Source organism: Stenotrophomonas sp. YJH_SMC_25 (assembly GCF_059369595.1).
The window spans coordinates 108,102-125,401 of the sequence record NZ_JCAFSV010000003.1; the positions used below are offsets into that span (position 1 = coordinate 108,102).

Here is a 17,300-nt window from a genome sequence, read left to right on the forward strand (position 1 = left end):
CGGTGGGAGGCAATCGCGGGAAAGGGGGCCATGCTAGACCATCGGAGCGTCTCCGTATTGCCTGAGATGCCGTTCGGAGATGAACGGAACCGATTCAGACAGGCCTGGCGGGCCTTGCTAAACTTGCTGCTTTCCTGTGCGCCATGAACGCTCACTGCCGCCAATGGCCTTTGCTCCGACCCTTAAAACCTGGTTGCTCGTGCTGCCGGCGGTGGCCGTGCTGGGCGTGGCCGGGTATCGGGCCAGCGGCCATGCCGGGTCGGTACCGGTGACCGCAGGCGAACTGCCGACGGCGCAGGTTGCGGCGGACGATGCGGCGCCCCTGCCGGTCGTGCCGGAAGCGTTGGCGCGTCGCCTGGCGGCGTTCGAGCGCGGCAACGCGCTGCCTTCGGGCCTGCCGCTGGACCTGCGCGCGGACATCGAGGATGCCACCGATCTGTACGCCTATGCGCAGCGCCTGCGCGTGCAGGCCGACGACGGCAATCACGAGGCGCGCTGGATGCTCAGCCGGGTCTACGACTACTGCGCGCAGTACGCCATCGATCCAGGCGGTTATCGGTTGGACAACAATGTGCTGGCCGGGCTGGGCCTGACCGCTGCACCGGCGATGGTGCAGGCGCGCGAGCGCGTGGCGCAGCGCTGTGGCGGCTTCGTGCCGGGCGACAAGCTGGGGTCCGCGCTGGTGCTGGCCGAGCGCCGCAAGGCAGCCACGCAGGGCAACCTCGCAGCGGAAGCATCGCTGTTTGCCGAAGGCGAGCCGCTGAATGACAGCCCCGAGTACCGCCGTGACCTGGTCGAGCGGGTGCGCACATCGCGCGATCCGGAGGCCTTCATGGCCATTGCACCGGGCATGGGCGTGCGCGCGGCGGGCGACCAGGCGCTCACTGGCCTGGTGGCGGGAGAACAGCTCAGTGAACTGGCGTGGCGGGTTGCGGCCTGCGAGCTCGGTCTACCGTGTGGTGCCGACAGCGTGCTGGTCAACAGTTTTTGCGCGAATGGAGGGATCTGTTCGCAGGATGGGACGCAGGATTTCCGGGATTTCGTGTATGACGCTGCGGTTTCGCGGCAAGGTGCGGGGAAAATGAAGCAGTGGATCAAGCGATTGGTTGGAAAGAGGGGCGGGCAATGAACTACCGTCGATTCCTGCATGGGGCCAAGTTCTGGTTCTGGGTGGCACTGTTCGTGGCCTATTCGGCCGGCGCGGTCGGGCTGTTGATGATCGACACCTATGAAGATCGTTACCGGCATCTGTCGAAAGTGGAACTGACCACGGTGAAGTCGCAGGAAGATGTGCGCCGCGTGGGTGCCAGCCAGGTCGCTGCGGTCTATCGCGCGCAGAGCGGCATGCCGTTCGCATCGTTGCCGGCAGGCAGTACCTTCCAGGTGGTGTGGCCCGATGGGTCCACCGAGACGATGGTGATCGTCGACCCGAGCTCGCCCAATGGTGTACGCCCGCTGGCGAATTCGCAGATCCCGGCCGAAGCTGCCGACAAGCGCTGATGCACCTGCCGTAGAGCCGAGCCCACGCTCGGCTCTACGGCAATGGAAAAAGGGCGGGGATATCCCCGCCCTTTTCATGTCCAGTACCTGCTGCCGATCAGGTCAGTGCGATCGGCTTGTTCTTGCGCTCGGCAAGACGCTTTTCCAGGTAGTGGATGTTCTGGCCACCGGCCTGGAAGCCCTTGTCGCGCATGATCCGCTGCTGCAGGGCGATGTTGGTCTTGATGCCGTCGACCACCATCTCGCTCAGCGCCACCCGCATGCGGGCGATGGCGGTTTCGCGGTCCGGGCCGTGCACGATCAGCTTGCCGATCATCGAGTCGTAGTTCGACGGCACGCGGTAGCCACTGTAGATGTGGGTATCCACGCGCACGCCGGGGCCACCCGGCGGATGGAAGCCGGTGATGGTGCCCGGGCTCGGCACGAAGGTTTCGGCGTCTTCGGCGTTGATGCGGCACTCGATCGCGTGGCCGGTCAGCACCACGTCGCTCTGCTTGATCGACAGCTTCTGGCCGGCGGCGATCTTCAGCTGCTCGGCCACCAGGTCGATGCCGGTGACCATTTCGGTGACCGGATGTTCCACCTGGATGCGGGTGTTCATCTCGATGAAGTAGAAGCGGCCGTCTTCGTACAGGAACTCGAAGGTGCCGGCGCCGCGGTAGCCGATGCGCACGCAGGCTTCGGTGCAGACCTTGCCGATCTGCTCGCGCTGTTCGGCGGTGATGCCCGGTGCCGGTGCTTCTTCCACCACCTTCTGGTGGCGGCGCTGCATCGAGCAGTCGCGCTCACCCAGGTGGATGGCGTTGCCCTGGCCGTCGGCCAGCACCTGGATTTCCACGTGGCGCGGGTTCTCCAGGAACTTCTCCATGTAGACCTCGCCATTGCCGAACGCGGCCTTGGCCTCGCTCTTGGTGGTTTCGATCGAGGTCTTCAACGAGGCCTCGGCATGCACCACGCGCATGCCGCGACCGCCACCGCCACCGGCCGCCTTGATGATGACCGGGTAGCCGATCTCACGGGCGATCTTGGTGTTGGCGACGATGTCATCGCCCAGCGGGCCGCCCGAACCGGGCACGCACGGCACGCCGGCCGACTTCATCGCGCGGATGGCTTCGACCTTGTCGCCCATCATGCGGATGGTGTCAGCCTTGGGGCCGATGAAGATGAAGCCGGATTCTTCCACGCGCTCGGCGAAGTCGGCGTTCTCCGACAGGAAGCCGTAACCGGGATGGATCGCCTGCGCGTCGGTGACTTCAGCGGCGGCGATCAGCGCCGGAATGTTGAGGTAGCTCTGCGGCGACGGCGCCGGGCCGATGCAGACCGACTCGTCGGCCATGGCCACATGCTTGAGGTTGCGGTCGACCGTGGAATGCACGGCCACCGTGCGGATGCCGAGGGTGTGGCACGCGCGCAGGATGCGCAGCGCGATCTCCCCTCGGTTGGCGATGACGACTTTGTCGAGCATGGCGTGCCCCTCAGCCGATCACGAACAGCGGCTGGTCGAATTCCACCGGCTGGCCGTTCTCGCCGAGGATGGCGACGATGGTGCCGGACGTGTCGGCTTCGATCGGGTTGAACATCTTCATTGCTTCGATGATGGCCAGGGTCTCGCCTTCCTTGACCTGCTGCCCAACGGTGACGAAGGCCGGCTTGTCCGGTGCGGACGACGCGTAGAAGGTGCCGACCATCGGCGAGCGCAGCACGTGGCCTTCCGGCAGTGCAGGGCCCGGCTTGGCGGTACCGCCGGTGGAGGCTTCGGTTGGCGACTGCATCGGCATTGCCTGCGGTGCCGGGGCGGCCGGAGCGGCGTACACCGGGGCGGCGACCGGGGCGGCATAGCCGGCCACCGGGGCACGCGACAGGCGCACCGACTCTTCGCCTTCCTTGATTTCGATTTCAGCCAGGTTCGACTCTTCCAGCAGGTCGATCAGCTTCTTGATTTTGCGCAGATCCATGAGGGCCTCTTTGGTTTCTATCTAGGTGAGGAGAGCGCCGTGGGCGCCCGGGTCGACAATCAGGTGGCGGATACCCGCAGCAGCGCCGCGTCCATCGCGTAGCGGTAGCTGTCGGCACCGAAGCCGCACACCACGCCCACCGCCTTGTCACTGAAGTAGCTGTGCTGGCGGAACGGTTCGCGGGTATGCGGGTTGGACAGGTGGATCTCGATGAACGGCACCGCCACCGCGGCCAGCGCATCGCGCAGGGCAACCGAGGTGTGGGTGAAGGCGGCGGGGTTGATCAGGATGAAAGCGGTTCCGTCGTCGCGCGCGGCCTGCACGCGGTCCACCAGCACATGCTCGGCGTTGGACTGCAGGCTCTCCACCGCGTGCCCGGCGGCCGATGCCTGGCTGGCCAGGGCCTGGTCGATGTCGGCCAGCGTGGTGTGGCCGTAGACCTCCGGCTCGCGTGTGCCGAGCAGGTTGAGGTTGGGGCCGTGCAGGACCAGCAGCTTCGCCATGGGATCCGGAAGACGGGAAAGGGCGGCAGTCTGGCGGAACCGGCGGATGCTGTCCAGTTCGGCGAAGTTTGCAGCGTTTCAATCGAACGTTTGAAATCTGCCGGAGCGCTTGTGGCCGTATGGCGGGCGCTGGATCAAGGCGCGCTGAATGGCTCGCAGGCCGGGGATGCATGCACGTAGGCCGACGATGGCGGCAGGCATGGGCAGGGCTGATGCTGTCATGGGTGGTGCTGCAGTAGATCCACGCCACGCGCGGATGAGGCCACCATTCAATAGATCCACGCGATGCGTGGATGGAGGACGTTCGGTACGCAGCACGCTAAGCACCCACCGAGGGGCAGCCCAAGGTGCGCCGCACGCCTACTGCCCCCCGCCACGCCCCCGCTCACGTCTCCAGCGGCACCGTCGGCACCACGTTCGGGAACACCTCTTCCAGCGGTTCCCGTTCTCCAGGCTTCGGTGCCGGCCAGTTGTAGGCATTCACCGGCTGCGCGCGGTTTACCCACAACGCGTAATACAGGTGGTCGGCGCGGCCATCACCGGTATTGGGGTGGATCAGGATGGTCAGGCCCAGGCTGTTGAGCTGCAGCCAGGGCACCAGCACCGGCAGCAGGTCGTTGGTGAAGCCGAAGTAGAACGACGGGGTGACGTGCGGCCCGCGTGGTTCCAGGTTCCAGTTGCCCAGCTCCACCGGGAAGCGCTCGGCCGCCCAGCGCCGCAGCAGCGCAGCCTTCTCGAAGCTGTCCTCGTCGAAGTAGATGTGCGCGTGATAGCTCTTGATGTCGGTGTAGGCGCGTGGGGTCACGGGCAGGGTGGCCTCGCCGGGACGCACGCTGGCCGGGCGCGGGGTCGGTTCGCTGGCCGTGGCCTGGCCCCAGGGGCTGCGCCCTTCCGGTGCTGGCGGCACGATGGCACGGAAGCCGGGGCGGCCAGGCTCGGTGGTGTTCACCGCGTCGTTGCCGCGCGGTGCTGCGGCGGTGGTCGAGGCACTGGCCAGGCCGCCAGCGGCCAGACCCGCCGAAGCGATCAGGCGGCGCCGTGCCGGCGAAAGCAGGTCGGCCCAGTGGGCGTCATCATCGCCGGCGTCGGTGAGGGTCTGCGGGTCCGGGTGCATGAAGGGCTCCGTGGCGGCATCGTGTGGGCAGGCAAGCACGCTCGGGCACCCGCATCCACAGCGTCCAATAAGCAGGGGGCATCACCTCATGCAGGTGCGCCCCGTTGTCGTTGAGCGTGGCCGCTGGGCGGGCTAGGGTGCAGGTCTGCCGCCCCGGAGCCCTTCCATGATCTCGCCCGATGCCGACACACAGCAAAAGCGCGCGTTCTTCCGCCAGCTGCACGCGCAGGGTTGCTTCGTGCTGCCCAACCCGTGGGATGTGGGCAGTGCCCGCTACCTGCAGCGGCAGGGCTTCCAGGCACTGGCCACCACCAGCGCCGGCTGCGCCTGGAGCGAAGGGCGGCCGGACGGAGCGGTTTCGCTGCAGGCCACGCTGGCGCATCTGCGCGTGATGGTGGCAGCGACTCCATTGCCGTTGAATGCCGACTTCGGTGATGGCTTCGGCGCCACGCCGCAGGCGGTGCAGGAGGCGGTGGCCGCGGCGATCGACACCGGCATTGCAGCATTGTCGATCGAGGATGCCAGCGGCGTGGCCGATGCACCGCTGCGTCCGATCGACCAGGCGGTCGAGCGCCTGCGCGCTGCCCGTGCAGCCATCGACCGCGCGGGTGGCGACGTGCTGCTGGTCGGCCGCGCCGAGAACTTCTTCGTTGGCGTGCCGGATCTGCAGGACACCCTGCAGCGCCTGCGTGCCTACGCAGAGGCCGGTGCCGACGTGCTGTATGCACCTGGCATCAGCACGCGCGAGCAGATCAGCGCGGTGGTCGCCGCTGCCGGGTCGAAGCCGGTGAACCTGCTGGTCGGTGGACCGACGTCGCTGAGCCTGCAGGACATCGCCGCGCTCGGCATTCGCCGGGTGAGTCTGGGCGGCGCACTCGCCCGTGCCGCGTGGGGCGGGCTGATGCAGGCGACCCAGCCGATCGTGCAGGACGGACGCTTCGATGGCCTGCAGCAGGCGGCCTCCGGGGCTGCCTTGAACGCGCTGTTCCGCTAGATCCACGCCGTGCAAGGCGGGAGGGGCCGGCGACTACAGCGCCTCGATCTCCCGCTTGGGTAAGGTCACGTCGGGTTCCAGCGCTGGCAGCAGTTGGCGAAGCAGGTTTGGATTGCCCTGCAGCCCGGTGCCATCCAGATACGTCCAGCCGGAACCACCAACGCGGCGCACGGCCACCATGAACGTGGTGCTGCGCATTGGGGTTTCACGCACCCGTATCAGGGATTGGCGTGGCACGAAGCAGACTTCTTCCTCTCCGGCAGCATAGGTCCGGGTCGGCACACCTACATCTTCGCTGATGATCACTACACCGGCGTTGTGCTGCTTCTTCAACGCATCACGGGTGATCGCCTGGAAGGCGTCATCGCCGCCGGCCAGTCGCTTGAGGCTGGGATGGGTACGTTCGATGAGGAAGTCCGCATCGCCGCGGGCGTATGCAGCCATCATGGCGCGCACATCTTCGCGCAGAGCCTTCGCATCACTGGGACTGAGTTCACCTGCGAAGGCGGATGGCAGCAACAGCAACAGCAACAGCGACAGCAGCATCAGCATCGTCAGGGGCAGGCGTCGATCCATGTTCGGGTGTCTCACAGGGCACCGCCGCACTATACGGTGGATGCGAAAACAGCGTCCCATCGATGGCGCTGGTATCCCGAAAATCACTACTTACTATTGGTAGGTATTGATTTCTGGAGACCCCCCATGCACAGCCTCATTGTCATCGCCCACCCTGAACCCGGTTCGCTGACCCATGCGATGGCGCATCGCATCGGCGATGCCATCAATGCTGCCGACGCCCGCAACACCGTGGCCTACGCCGATCTGATGGCCGAAGGCTTCGATCCGCGCTTCAACGCCCAGGACCAAGCCTTGTTCCGCAGCACCGGCGCGGTACCGGCCGACATCGCCGCCGAGCACGCACGGCTGGAGGCCACCGATACGCTGGTGCTGGTGTTCCCGTTGTACTGGTGGTCGTTCCCGGCACTGCTGAAGGGCTGGATCGACCGTGTCTTCACCAACGAATGGGCCTACGCACAGGACGCGCAGGGCAAGCTGGTGAAGAAGCTGCAGCGCCTGAACGTGCATCTGGTGGGGCTGGGCGGTGCCGACGCAGCGATGGTCGAACGACGCGGCTACGATGCGGCGATGAAGACGCAGATCGACATGGGCATCTTCGACTACTGTGGCGCACGCGTGCTGACGTCCGACCTGCTGCTGGATGCCGATACCGGTGCGGCTGGAGCGCATCTGCAGACCGCGCTGGCGATCGGCCGTAAAATAGGCACTCCGATGCGCTGATCGCCGTGTTCCGCCGATGCCCGCCAACGCCGCTCCCACGCGCCGCCGATTGACCCGCGAGCAACGCGCCCGCCAGTTGCTGGACGTGGCCTGGGCGCTGGTCGGTGAAGAAGGCACCGACGCGTTGACGCTGGGACGGCTGGCCGAGGCGGCGGGCGTGACCAAGCCGGTGGCCTACGATCACTTCGTGACCCGCAACGGCCTGCTGGCCGCGCTCTACGATGACTATGACGGGCGGCAGACGGTGGTCTTCCACGAGCGTATCGGCCGCGCCCGCGCGCAGCTGGCCGACCGTGCGGCGGCTATCGCCTCCGGCTACATCGACTGCATCCTCAGCCAGGGCAGTGAAGTGCAGGGCATCCTTGCCGCGCTGGTGGGCGCGCCGGAACTGCACGAGGTGCGACGGCGTTACCAGCAGGACTTCATCGACAACTGCGACGCATGGCTGGGTCCGTTTGCCGCCGATGGCACGGTGCCACTTGCTGGGCGCTGGGCGATTCTCGGTGCGGCTGAAGCCCTGTCCGAAGCCGTGGCGGCAGGTGCGCTGGACAAGACCAACGCCGAGGCCGAGCTGCAGCGGCTGATCGTGGCGACGGTCAAGCGGCGCTGAGCGGCTTCGGGCGTCAGGCCCCGGCGGTGCTGCTGGCCAGCGTGGCGAATCCTGCCGCCAGCTGATCGCGCACCCGTGCGTCGCGCGCGTCGCGGCTTTCAGAACCCAATACCACGGTGATCAGGCGTACCGGCTGATCCCGCCCGGGCACTGCCCGGCATGCGGTGGCGGCCAGGCAGAAGCCTGCTGCCTGGGTGTAGCCGGTCTTTAATCCATCCACGCCGTCATCGCCAAGCAGCGCATTCTGGTTGTTGCGGCTGAAGCTGCCATGCACGAACGCGCGCTGCGCGGTGATTGCCAGTATCTGCGGATGGTCATTCAGTAGGCAGGCGGCCAGCACCGCCATGTCGCGCGCGCTGGACGCATGGTGCGGCGTGGTGATGCCGGAGACGCTGGCGAACCAGCTGCTGCGCAGGCCGAGCTGGCGTGCGTGCCGGTTCATGCGCTCCAGGAACGCAGGCTGCGATCCGTCCAGGTGGCGCGCGATGGCCAGCGCCGCGTCATTGCCGGAGACGATCATCAACCCTTCCAGCAGGCGCGCGAGCGTGACCGTTTCGCCGGGCACCAGGCCCATGCGCGTTTCATCGTCGGCGACCGCATGCACGTCGCCGGCGGCGATGGTGACTTCGGCGCCCCACGAGCGACCGCGCTCCTCGACACATTCGTAAGCCGCGTAGGCGGTCATCAGCTTGGTCAGCGAGGCCGGCTGCCTGGCGATATCCGCGTTGTGCTGGTGAATCACCGCGAAAGTTGCCGCATCGAGGGTGATGGACGACAGCGGTGCACGCGCAGGAGCAGGAGACGGCATGGAAGCGACGATGGCAGTGGGGACCCAGGAGGATAGTGTGCGGCGACTGCACGAATCTGAAATATTGAAACGATATAACGTATCGTCATTGTGGGCCGCCGATGGCCCGACGGGACATCCGATGACTGCACGCATTCCACGCCGCTGGCTTCATTCTTCGTTGCTGCTCGCGCTGGCCGCACTTGGCGGCTGCCAGCCCAACCTGCGCGCCGAGGCTGTTTCCAGCGCCGAAGCCGGTCCGCTCAATGTGATCGTGATGATCAACGACGGTGCCGGCTGGGGTACCTGGGACGCCGCCGCCTACTGGCAGTACGGCAGCCGTGAAGGCGCACCCTATGCGGATTTCCCACTGCGCCTGGCGGTGACCACCTTTCCGTTGAACGCGAGCAGCCAGCCGACCGGTGACAACGCGCAGACGCTTGGCTACGACCCGGGCAAGGCCTGGGATGACGCGCCGGTTCCTGCGCAGGACCTGCCCTTTGCGGGCTACCAGTACCTGGCCGCGGTGGCTACCGACAGTGCGGCGGCGGGCACTGCGCTGTCCTCGGGGATCAAGACCTACAACAACGCCATCAACTTCAACAACGATGGCCAGCCGGTCGAGTTCAATACGCTGCGCGCCAAGCGCCTGGGCATGGCCACCGGCGTGGTCACCTCGGTGCCGTTCGCGCATGCCACGCCGGCCGCGTTCGCGGCGCAGAACGAATCGCGCAGCAACTATCACGCCATCGCACACCAGATGCTGGCGCAGGGCCACATGGACCTGGTGATGGGCACGGGTGGCCCGGGCTACAGCGTCGACGGCCGCGCCTGCCATGAAGGTACGGACGCCGCGAAGGCGGAGGGCTGTGCGAATCCATGGGAGTGGGTGTCGCAGCAGGATTGGCAGCAGCTGGAAGCGGGCAGCACCATCGGCGGCAATCCAGCGGGACCGTGGCGCCTGATCCGCAGCAAGGAAGCGTTCGCCGCACTGGCGCAGGGACGGTTGCCGGCCGACCGGCCGCTGATCGGTGTACCGCGCGTGGCCAACACACTGCAGCAGGCGCGCCAGCTGCAGGTGCTGGGCAAGGATGCAGGCACGCCTTCGGGAGTGAGGAAGATCGACAGCGTGCCCGATCTGGCGACCATGACGCGTGGCGCACTGCAGTTCCTGCAGCAGCGCTCGTCCAAGGGGCTGTACCTGATGGTGGAAGGCGGCGCCACCGACTGGGCCGCACATACCAGTGCGTGCGGCACCGAATGGCATTACGGCCAGTGCAGCGATCAGCCGCAGTATGGCCGGCTGATCGAAGAGACCGTGGAATTCAATGACGCGGTGGCGGCGGTGGTCGACTGGATCGAGCGCAACGGTGGCTGGGAGCGCAACCTGTTGATCGTCACCACCGACCACGACAACAGCATGCCGATGGGCCCGGATGCACAGGACGTGGCTTTCGCGCCGGTACGCAACAACGGTCGCGGCCGCATGCCCGGAATCAGCTTCCGCCCCACCGGCAACCACTCCAACGCGCTGGTGCCGCTGTGGGCCAGGGGCGCCGGCGCGGAGCTGCTGGGCAAGCGCGTGCGGGGCGTCGATGCCGGCTACCGTCAGCACGTGCGCTGGAACGACGGCAGCTACATCGACAATACCGACGTGGCTGCCGCAGTGCAGGAAGCGCTGCAGCGTCCACGGTAACGCCCGGTTGCACGCGGGCTGTTGTCGAGGCAGCCTGCGTACATGCAGTCGGATATCCGCATCGACGGTCGTGTCTTCGCCTACGTCTTCCCCTGTGCGTGGGAAGACTACGCGAAGATTGGTTTCTCACGTGATCCGCTTGGGCGCATCAGCGCATTGCACCGGCGTTGGTTCGAGTTCTTCGATCTCGACGCCGGTGCGCTGGTGGAAGCGGAAAGCGAGCGCGATGCGCGGGATCTGGAGCTGCAGCTGCGTTCGCCGTTCAAGGCGCACCGCGCTCCGGCGCCGATGACGGTCCAGGACAAGGCTGGAGGCCGCACCGAATGGGTACGTGGTGCCAACCACGCTTTGTCGCTTGCGGTTGCCGGCCTGGGCGAACAGGGCTATCGCTGTTATCCACTGAAGGGATGGCTGCGAGCCGCGCTTCGCCTGCGCATGGACCGGCTGCACGACTGGGCGGCGGTGCAGCTTCCCGAAGAGGAAGGCCTGCGGATCCCCGGTGGCCCCGGCGAGGGCGCGCTGCGTGACACCCTCGACGGTTGTCGGGCATTGGACATCGATCCGATCCCATGGCTGCCTGAACACGTCCAACGCTGGTATGCAGGTTGAGGAGCGTTCAACGGGCTCGCGGCGGCTGAACCGGCGCGGCCGGTTGCCGCGCGCACTGCGGGGCAGGTCTGGATGGGCTGGCCAGCTGGCGTGCCAGCTCGGCGCTGGCCACGTGGCCCTGCAGGAACAACAAGCCGCCGAAGATGTTCATGAGCGTGCCTCCACTTGAGTGGATTGCACGATACGGGCAGCATGGACGGGCAAAAAGCGACATTTCCGCAAGCATGACTTGAGAGAATTTCAAGCCTTATGTCCCGCCCTCCGCTCCATGCCCTCCAGGGCTTCGTGGCTGCCGCCCGGCTTGGCAACCTGTCGCGCGCGGCGGCGTCGATGAACCTGACCGTCAGCGCGCTCAGCCACCAGATGCGGCAGCTGGAAGAACGGCTCGGGCAGCCGCTGCTGATCCGCCAGCCGCGTGGTATCACCCTTACCCTTGAGGGGCAGCGCCTGCTCGAGCAGGTGGGGCCGCATCTGGATGCGATAAACGAAGCCTTCCAGCCCTATGCCGCGCGTGCCGAGCACGTGCTGACGATCAGTGCGGTGCCATCGATGGCATCGGCCTGGCTGGTGCCGCGCCTGGGTCACTTCGTGGCTGAGCATCCGCAGATCGAGATCAACCTGCAGTCGAGTGAGCGCCTGATTGATTTCGAGCGGCAGCGCCAGTTCGACGCCGCGCTGCGGCTGGGCAGCGGGCAATGGCCGGGCCTGGTGGTGGAACCGCTGTTCGACGAGTGGCTGGTGCCGATGGCGAGCCCCGCGCTGATCGAGCGCATGGGGGGCATCGACCGTGTACCGCTGACCCAGTGGCCGCTGCTCGGTGATCCCGACGGCGCGTGGGGCGCCTGGTTCGCGTTGAGCGGGCAGAGCCCGCCATCGCGCTTCGTGGCGGTGCTGGATGATTCGGAGGCGCACCATCGCGCCGCACTGGATGGCGTAGGCGTGGCCCTTGGCCGGGTGACCCGGGCACGCCTGCTGCTGGAATCCGGCCAGCTGGTCGCGCTGTCCAGCCAGCGCCTGAAGACGGCGTGGCCGCATTGGCTGGTGTACCCGCAGCGCTCGGCCAGCCATCGCGGCTTCCTCGCGTTCCGCGACTGGCTGCATGCGCAGGCCGCCGAGCATGTGCAGCACATGGCGGACGCGCATCTGTAACGCCGCGCGGTGCTCGATCTCGACTCTGCAGTCACTGCACCAGGGTGACCGCCTGCCCGGCACGCGCGAACGCTTCCTCCAGCAACGGGCCCGCCTTGATCGCTTCCACTTCCTCAAACAGCGCCCGCAGTGCATCGGCGGGGCGTGAGGCCGGTGCCGCCACTGCCTGCTGGATCGCGGTGAAGCGATCGGCCAGCACCCGATGGCCGGGATGTGCCTTCGCCCAGGCCGCCAGCGGCTGGCGTACACCGGCGGCGGCATCCAGGCCGTGCTGGTCGAACAGGGCGATGGCCGCTGCCGAGGTGTCCGCCCGCTCGATCGTGGCATGGCGCAGTTCCCGGCTCAGGAACAGGTCATAGGCCGCGCCACGCCCCACCGCGATGCGCAGTCCGTCGCGGTCGAGGTCGGCCACTTGCTGCGCCGGGCTGTCTTCGCGCACCAGGTAAGTGCCTTCGATCTCCACATACGGAGCGCTGAAGGCGATGCGGTCGGCACGCGCCGGATCGATCGCCAGGAAGGCCAGATCCCAGCCGTCTTCGCCCGCTGCGGCGACCACCGAGGCTGCGGCATCGTGGCAGGTGAAGCGTGCCTGCACCCCCATCCGTTGCGCCAACGCGGTAGCCAGTTCCAGCGAGGGGCCGCGCGGTGAGCGCGCATCGCCCTGTGCCAGCACCGGGTTGCCCAGGTTGATCGCCACGCGCAGGAAACCGTGCGGTGCCAGCGTACGTCGGTGGTCGGCCAGGGACATGCAGGACTCCACGGGGCAGGGGAGACCCAGCATGCCAACAACGGTGTCCGCGTGGCGTGGACTCAGCCGCGCGCGGCGAAGGTGCCGTGGAAGCCCAGTGGCACCGCATACGGCAGCCACGCCTGGGCCAGCGGACCGTCATCCACACGGCGCGCATCCAGCACGGCCAGACCGCTGCGCTGGTTCACCGGATCGAGCAGGGTGCCGATCAGCCAGCCGTCATCGGCGTTGCGGCTGCCCGGGCGCGGTACGAACACATGCTCTTCGGCCATGATGTCCGCCCCGTAGTTCCAGAGCTGGCGGCGCCCGTGCTCGATCTCGAACGCGGCCGCCGCGTTGAAGTACGGCGCAGTGGCCGTGCCGTCGATGGTCGGCGCATACAGCCGTGCGCCACGTGTGTTCGCCGAGCGCGGGTCGAACAACGGGAACTCCACCGCGCTGATGCCCAACGTCTGCCAGCGGGCCTGTCCACGACGCAGGTCCAGATGCAGCTCGACCAGGCTGGCGCCACTGTTGGCCGCGTGTGCGCCATCACCGGCCATCGCTTCCTTCATCGGCGAGCGCGCCTCATTGATGTCGTCGTGGCGCACTGCGCGCAGCACGATGCCGCCATCGCGGGTGAACGCGTCGCCGAAGTGGTAGATCGCCGCGAACGGGGCCTCGAACCATTGCGCCTTGTCCGGCGCATCCTTGGCGACCACCGCGATGCGCACCGGACGCTGCGGTGCGAACTGCATGCGCTCGAAGAAGCTGCCACCTGCGCCGGTGAAATCGAACGGCATCATCACGAACACCAGGTGCTGGTCGGTCATCGCGAAGGCATGCAGGTAGCCATGCTCGGGTGTTTCGATCACATTGGCGCTGCGCAGCTGGCCGTCCGCACCGATGTGCCAGACCAGCAGGCCATGGCCCCCCATCAGGCTGATCGAGCCGAAGTTCCAGAGGCTGCCGTCGTGGTCGGTCAGCGGGTGCGCCGAGAACGGCAGCGCCGCCAGGTCCGGACGCCAGGTGACAGGGCCAAGCGTCTGCAGCGAATCCGGGTCCACTTCGAACGCCGAACCGGATTCGCACAGGGCGAACAGGTGGCCATTGATCATCGTCACCGAGGTGTTGGCCACGTTGGCATCATCGTTGTTGCGTACCGCCAGCGCACCGGGAACGCTGGTGCCGGCGGCCGGATACTGGAAGCGGCCGGCCTTCTGTTCACGGGTGAATTTCGGCGTGGCGACCATGCGCCCGTGATGGGTCAGGCTGCCATCACCATTGAAGCGCCAGCCATGCACCATGCCGTCGCCGTCGAACCAGTGGTCGTAGCGGAAGCCATCGCGCTCGGTCCACGCCGGACCGTTGCGGTACAGCGTGCCAGCCAGGCCTGACGGCAGCTTTCCCTGCAACTGCACGGTGGCCGGGCCGAGGCTTTCGCTGCCGACGCTGCGCCAGCCGAGCAGCCACGGGTGTTCCTGCATGCCCTGCGCGAACCGCGCCGGGTCGCCGGCGAAGGCGGGAGCGCTGCGCAGCGCGGTGGTGCCCAGGGCCAGACAGGCACTGCTGCTGAGCAGGGTACGAAGGAAGCGGCGACGGTCCATGGTGGCCTCGGGTCTGGATGCAGGAATCAGCGCAGGGTGATGTCGATGGCGGTGCCGGCGGCCGGTACGTCGACGCGCGCCTCGTCGAAGGTCGGCTTGCGCATCACCTGCGGGTTGTTGCTGAAGCCGTAGCCCTCCACCGGCATGCCGACCAGGTTGGTGTCGAGCTTGCCGTTGTCGTTCTCGTCGTGGGTGAGCAGCACGGCATAGCTGCCGGCCGGAACACCCTTGAACGTGAAGTGGGCGCTGTCGCCGCTGGGCGCCGCCTGCTGGGCCTGCACGGGCCTGGCCTTGCCGTCCCAGGCGGCGGCGCTGTCGACCAGCGCAACGCGCAGGGTGCCGGTCTGCACACGGACGTCGTGCACGGTCACGGCCAGGTCGGCGGCGTGGGCACTGCCGGCCAGGGCCAGGGCAGTCAGGGCGGTGCTGAGCAGGGCGGTGCGGATCATGGCAGTGGCTCCGGAAGTGTGTGTGGCGGTGTGGCGCCAGTCTGCGTGCGGCGCTGCACCGGGTTCAGGGCCAGTGGTCATCGATTCGACGTGCCAGAAGTCACTTTCTGCGCCGGACCCATTGCCGCCGGCGTGCGCGGCGGTCAGCATCTGGCCATGCCCAGCCTGTTCCGCCATCTGTTGCGTCCCCTCAGCCTCGCCGGCCTGGCCACCGTGCTGGTGGTGGGCCTGTCATTCGCGGTGCAGCGCAACGGTGCCGGGCTGAGCCTGCTGCTGCTTGCCGTGTTCCTGCTGCTGTTCGTGGTGCACGGCTGGGCGTCGGTGCCATCCCGCGTGCGCGCTGTCGCGGCGGTGTTGCAGGCGTTGCTGGCGGTCGTGCTGGTTGCGCTGCAGCCGCGTACCGGCACCGCACCGGTACTGCTGGTGGTGCTGGTGGCGCAGCTGGCCGAGCATTGGCCACCGCGCTTCGTGCTGGCTGTTGCACTGCTGGCCAACCTCGCCATGTATCTCGTGCTGCGCTACAGCGGCTTCAGCCAGCCGCTGCTGGTGGTGCTGCTCTATGGCGGCTTCCAGGCCTTTGCCGCACTGACCGCACACTATGCCCGCAGCACGGCGCTGGCCCGCGATGACCTGGCCCGCGTCAATGCCGACCTGCTGGCTACCCGCGCGCTGCTGGCCGACAGTGCACGCGACGCCGAGCGCCTGCGACTGGCCCGCGAACTGCACGATGTGGCCGGGCACAAGCTCACGGCGATGCGCTTGAACCTGCGTGCCCTTGCGGCCGACCCTGTGCTGGCCAAGCGCGAAGGATTGGTGCTGGCCGAGCAGCTGTCCGGCGAGTTGCTGGCCGACATCCGCCAGGTGGTGCAATCGATGCGCGATGATCGCGGCCTCGATCTGGCCACCGCATTGCACGCGCTGGCCGCGCCGTTCCCGCGCCCGAAGCTGCAGCTGCAGATCGGCGAGTGCGTGCGCGTGGTTGACCCGCTGATGGCCGAGACCGTGCTGCGCCTGGTACAGGAAGCGCTGACCAATGCCGCCCGGCATGGCAACGCAGACACCGTATGGCTGACGATCAACGAGGAGGATTCCCGGTTGCGTATCGACATCCGTGACGACGGCCAGCGCGCCGAGCGTATCCGCGAGGGCAACGGCATCGCCGGCATGCGTGAGCGCCTGGCCACAGTGCGTGGCCAGTTGCAACTGGCCCGCACCGCACAGGGCGGCATGCACCTGACCGCCTGGGTGCCGGCATGAACGGCAGCGAGATCCGTGTTGCCCTGGCCGACGACCAGGCGCTGGTCCGCGCCGGGCTGCGTGCGTTGTTGCAGGGGTTGGGCGTGGACGTGGCGCTGGAGGCCGAGGAGGGCCAGGCGTTGCTGGACGCGCTGTCCACCCAGCGCGTGGATGTTGTGCTCAGTGACATCCGCATGCCCGGGATGGACGGCATCGAGGCAGTGCGCCAGCTGCGCGCGCGCGGCGATGCCACGCCGTGGCTGCTGCTGACGACCTTTGATGAAAGTGATCTGCTGCTGCGTGCCAGCGAGGCCGGCGCACAGGGCTTCCTGCTCAAGGACGCCGCACCCGCAGACCTGCGCGAGGCGATCGAGCGCGTCGCCGCTGGCGAAACCCTGCTGCTGCCGGTCAGCACCGAGCCGGTACGCGCCCGCTACCGCTTCCACGATGAAGCACCGCCCACCGATACCTTCGGGGAACGCGAGGTGGCGATCCTGCGCTTGCTGGCCGGTGGCTACAGCAACAAGGAGATCGCGCGCAGCCTGTTCCTGGCCGAGGGCACGGTGAAGAACTACGTGTCCGCCATACTCGACAAGCTGGGCACCCGCGATCGCACCCGTGCAGTGCTGAAGGCGATTACCCTGCGCATCATCTGAGTGGACCGAGCAAGGAGTGCCAGTGAACCCGATCCTGCATGTGGAAATCCCGGCCAGTGACCTGGACCGTGCCATCACGTTCTACCAGCGGTGGCTGCAGGTCGCGGTGGACGAACCTGTCGTGCTGCACGACTGCCGGATGGCCTACCTGCCGTTCTCTGATGAGGCCGCCGGTGCCAGCATTGCGCTGGTGCACGGCGCGGACTACCGGCCTTCCGAACAGGGGGCGCGCGTCTACATCGGCGTCGATGACCTGGATGCGAGCCTGGAGCGAGCACTGCAAGCGGGCGCCGAGCTGCGCTTCGGACCCGCCGATGCGGGCGACTGGCGCGTGGCCGAGATCCGCGACAGCGAAGGTAACCGCATTGCGCTGCAGGCGCGCGCAGCTCTGTAGAGCCGAGACCACGCT

At 67.4% G+C, this 17,300-nt stretch carries 21 protein-coding genes; 11 read left to right on the top strand and 10 right to left on the bottom strand.

Annotated elements, in window-relative coordinates:
• The first annotated feature begins 163 nt into the window (after positions 1-163).
• Positions 164-1,129, top strand: a complete 966-nt coding sequence (locus tag AC5P7E_RS05245) for a hypothetical protein (RefSeq protein WP_032967023.1) — start codon at positions 164-166, stop codon at positions 1,127-1,129.
• Positions 1,126-1,500, top strand: a complete 375-nt coding sequence (locus AC5P7E_RS05250; RefSeq protein WP_114618284.1) for a hypothetical protein — start codon at positions 1,126-1,128, stop codon at positions 1,498-1,500. Before AC5P7E_RS05245 ends, AC5P7E_RS05250 begins: the two co-directional genes overlap by 4 nt.
• Before the next feature lie 97 nt (positions 1,501-1,597).
• Here the strand turns inward: AC5P7E_RS05250 and accC are convergent, their stop codons facing one another.
• The 4 genes from accC to AC5P7E_RS05270 all read right to left on the bottom strand — a co-directional run bounded on the left by accC (position 1,598) and on the right by AC5P7E_RS05270 (position 5,072).
• Positions 1,598-2,965: an acetyl-CoA carboxylase biotin carboxylase subunit gene (gene accC, locus AC5P7E_RS05255; protein WP_005411253.1), complete on the bottom strand. Its 1,368-nt coding sequence runs from the start codon at positions 2,963-2,965 to the stop codon at positions 1,598-1,600.
• Positions 2,966-2,975: 10 nt separating this feature from the next.
• Complete coding sequence (accB, locus tag AC5P7E_RS05260) at positions 2,976-3,455, bottom strand: acetyl-CoA carboxylase biotin carboxyl carrier protein (RefSeq protein ID WP_005411252.1); 480 nt, start codon at positions 3,453-3,455, stop codon at positions 2,976-2,978.
• A 59-nt stretch (positions 3,456-3,514) separates the two neighbouring features.
• The gene (gene aroQ, locus AC5P7E_RS05265) at positions 3,515-3,958 is read right to left on the bottom strand and encodes a type II 3-dehydroquinate dehydratase (RefSeq protein WP_005411251.1); all 444 of its coding nucleotides are present in this window, start codon (positions 3,956-3,958) and stop codon (positions 3,515-3,517) included.
• Positions 3,959-4,343: 385 nt separating this feature from the next.
• Positions 4,344-5,072, bottom strand: a complete 729-nt coding sequence (locus tag AC5P7E_RS05270; RefSeq protein ID WP_049418041.1) for a DOPA 4,5-dioxygenase family protein — start codon at positions 5,070-5,072, stop codon at positions 4,344-4,346.
• 166 nt (positions 5,073-5,238) lie between these two features.
• On the opposite strand from AC5P7E_RS05270, the gene AC5P7E_RS05275 reads away from it, so the two are divergent.
• Positions 5,239-6,066 carry an isocitrate lyase/PEP mutase family protein gene (locus AC5P7E_RS05275; protein WP_065183227.1) on the top strand — a complete coding sequence of 276 codons (828 nt, stop codon included), beginning with the start codon at positions 5,239-5,241 and terminating at the stop codon, positions 6,064-6,066.
• 33 nt (positions 6,067-6,099) lie between these two features.
• On the opposite strand, the gene AC5P7E_RS05280 is transcribed toward AC5P7E_RS05275, so the two are convergent.
• On the bottom strand, positions 6,100-6,642 hold the full coding sequence (locus tag AC5P7E_RS05280; protein ID WP_099561444.1) for a hypothetical protein: 543 nt from the start codon (positions 6,640-6,642) through the stop codon (positions 6,100-6,102).
• 126 nt (positions 6,643-6,768) lie between these two features.
• On the opposite strand from AC5P7E_RS05280, the gene AC5P7E_RS05285 reads away from it, so the two are divergent.
• Positions 6,769-7,365 (top strand): NAD(P)H-dependent oxidoreductase, encoded by a 597-nt coding sequence (locus tag AC5P7E_RS05285; RefSeq protein WP_049418037.1) that lies wholly within the window; start codon positions 6,769-6,771, stop codon positions 7,363-7,365.
• A gap of 16 nt (positions 7,366-7,381) precedes the next feature.
• Complete coding sequence (locus AC5P7E_RS05290; protein WP_005411246.1) at positions 7,382-7,975, top strand: TetR/AcrR family transcriptional regulator; 594 nt, start codon at positions 7,382-7,384, stop codon at positions 7,973-7,975.
• 13 nt (positions 7,976-7,988) lie between these two features.
• Here AC5P7E_RS05290 and AC5P7E_RS05295 read toward each other — a convergent pair whose 3' ends face one another.
• The gene (locus AC5P7E_RS05295) at positions 7,989-8,783 is read right to left on the bottom strand and encodes a D-alanyl-D-alanine carboxypeptidase family protein (RefSeq protein WP_197590553.1); all 795 of its coding nucleotides are present in this window, start codon (positions 8,781-8,783) and stop codon (positions 7,989-7,991) included.
• A 121-nt stretch (positions 8,784-8,904) separates the two neighbouring features.
• On the opposite strand from AC5P7E_RS05295, the gene AC5P7E_RS05300 reads away from it, so the two are divergent.
• A complete protein-coding gene (locus tag AC5P7E_RS05300) occupies positions 8,905-10,458 on the top strand; it encodes an alkaline phosphatase (RefSeq protein WP_049452103.1) in 1,554 nt (517 codons plus the stop codon).
• Between the two features lie 42 nt (positions 10,459-10,500).
• The gene (locus AC5P7E_RS05305) at positions 10,501-11,067 is read left to right on the top strand and encodes a GIY-YIG nuclease family protein (RefSeq protein ID WP_033834050.1); all 567 of its coding nucleotides are present in this window, start codon (positions 10,501-10,503) and stop codon (positions 11,065-11,067) included.
• Positions 11,068-11,074: 7 nt separating this feature from the next.
• On the opposite strand, the gene AC5P7E_RS05310 is transcribed toward AC5P7E_RS05305, so the two are convergent.
• Positions 11,075-11,218 carry a hypothetical protein gene (locus AC5P7E_RS05310; RefSeq protein WP_165931257.1) on the bottom strand — a complete coding sequence of 48 codons (144 nt, stop codon included), beginning with the start codon at positions 11,216-11,218 and terminating at the stop codon, positions 11,075-11,077.
• Positions 11,219-11,316: 98 nt separating this feature from the next.
• On the opposite strand from AC5P7E_RS05310, the gene AC5P7E_RS05315 reads away from it, so the two are divergent.
• On the top strand, positions 11,317-12,216 hold the full coding sequence (locus AC5P7E_RS05315; protein ID WP_005411241.1) for a LysR substrate-binding domain-containing protein: 900 nt from the start codon (positions 11,317-11,319) through the stop codon (positions 12,214-12,216).
• Positions 12,217-12,247: 31 nt separating this feature from the next.
• Here the strand turns inward: AC5P7E_RS05315 and AC5P7E_RS05320 are convergent, their stop codons facing one another.
• The 3 genes from AC5P7E_RS05320 to AC5P7E_RS05330 form a co-directional block, all read right to left on the bottom strand.
• Positions 12,248-12,964, bottom strand: a complete 717-nt coding sequence (locus AC5P7E_RS05320) for an ABC transporter substrate-binding protein (protein WP_049407119.1) — start codon at positions 12,962-12,964, stop codon at positions 12,248-12,250.
• Positions 12,965-13,026: 62 nt separating this feature from the next.
• Positions 13,027-14,550, bottom strand: coding sequence for a carotenoid oxygenase family protein (locus AC5P7E_RS05325; RefSeq protein WP_114618282.1), 1,524 nt, complete (start codon positions 14,548-14,550; stop codon positions 13,027-13,029).
• A 26-nt stretch (positions 14,551-14,576) separates the two neighbouring features.
• Positions 14,577-14,999: a DUF2141 domain-containing protein gene (locus tag AC5P7E_RS05330; RefSeq protein WP_012481398.1), complete on the bottom strand. Its 423-nt coding sequence runs from the start codon at positions 14,997-14,999 to the stop codon at positions 14,577-14,579.
• A 156-nt stretch (positions 15,000-15,155) separates the two neighbouring features.
• Between AC5P7E_RS05330 and AC5P7E_RS05335 the strand changes: the two genes are divergently transcribed.
• From AC5P7E_RS05335 to AC5P7E_RS05345, 3 genes are read left to right on the top strand one after another with little or no spacing between them, the layout of a single operon-like run.
• Positions 15,156-16,256 carry a sensor histidine kinase gene (locus tag AC5P7E_RS05335; protein WP_114618281.1) on the top strand — a complete coding sequence of 367 codons (1,101 nt, stop codon included), beginning with the start codon at positions 15,156-15,158 and terminating at the stop codon, positions 16,254-16,256.
• Positions 16,253-16,891 (top strand): response regulator transcription factor, encoded by a 639-nt coding sequence (locus AC5P7E_RS05340; protein ID WP_114618280.1) that lies wholly within the window; start codon positions 16,253-16,255, stop codon positions 16,889-16,891. The genes AC5P7E_RS05335 and AC5P7E_RS05340 overlap by 4 nt, the downstream gene beginning before the upstream one ends.
• Positions 16,892-16,913: 22 nt before the next feature.
• Positions 16,914-17,285 carry a VOC family protein gene (locus AC5P7E_RS05345; RefSeq protein ID WP_049452088.1) on the top strand — a complete coding sequence of 124 codons (372 nt, stop codon included), beginning with the start codon at positions 16,914-16,916 and terminating at the stop codon, positions 17,283-17,285.
• Positions 17,286-17,300 lie beyond the last annotated feature (15 nt).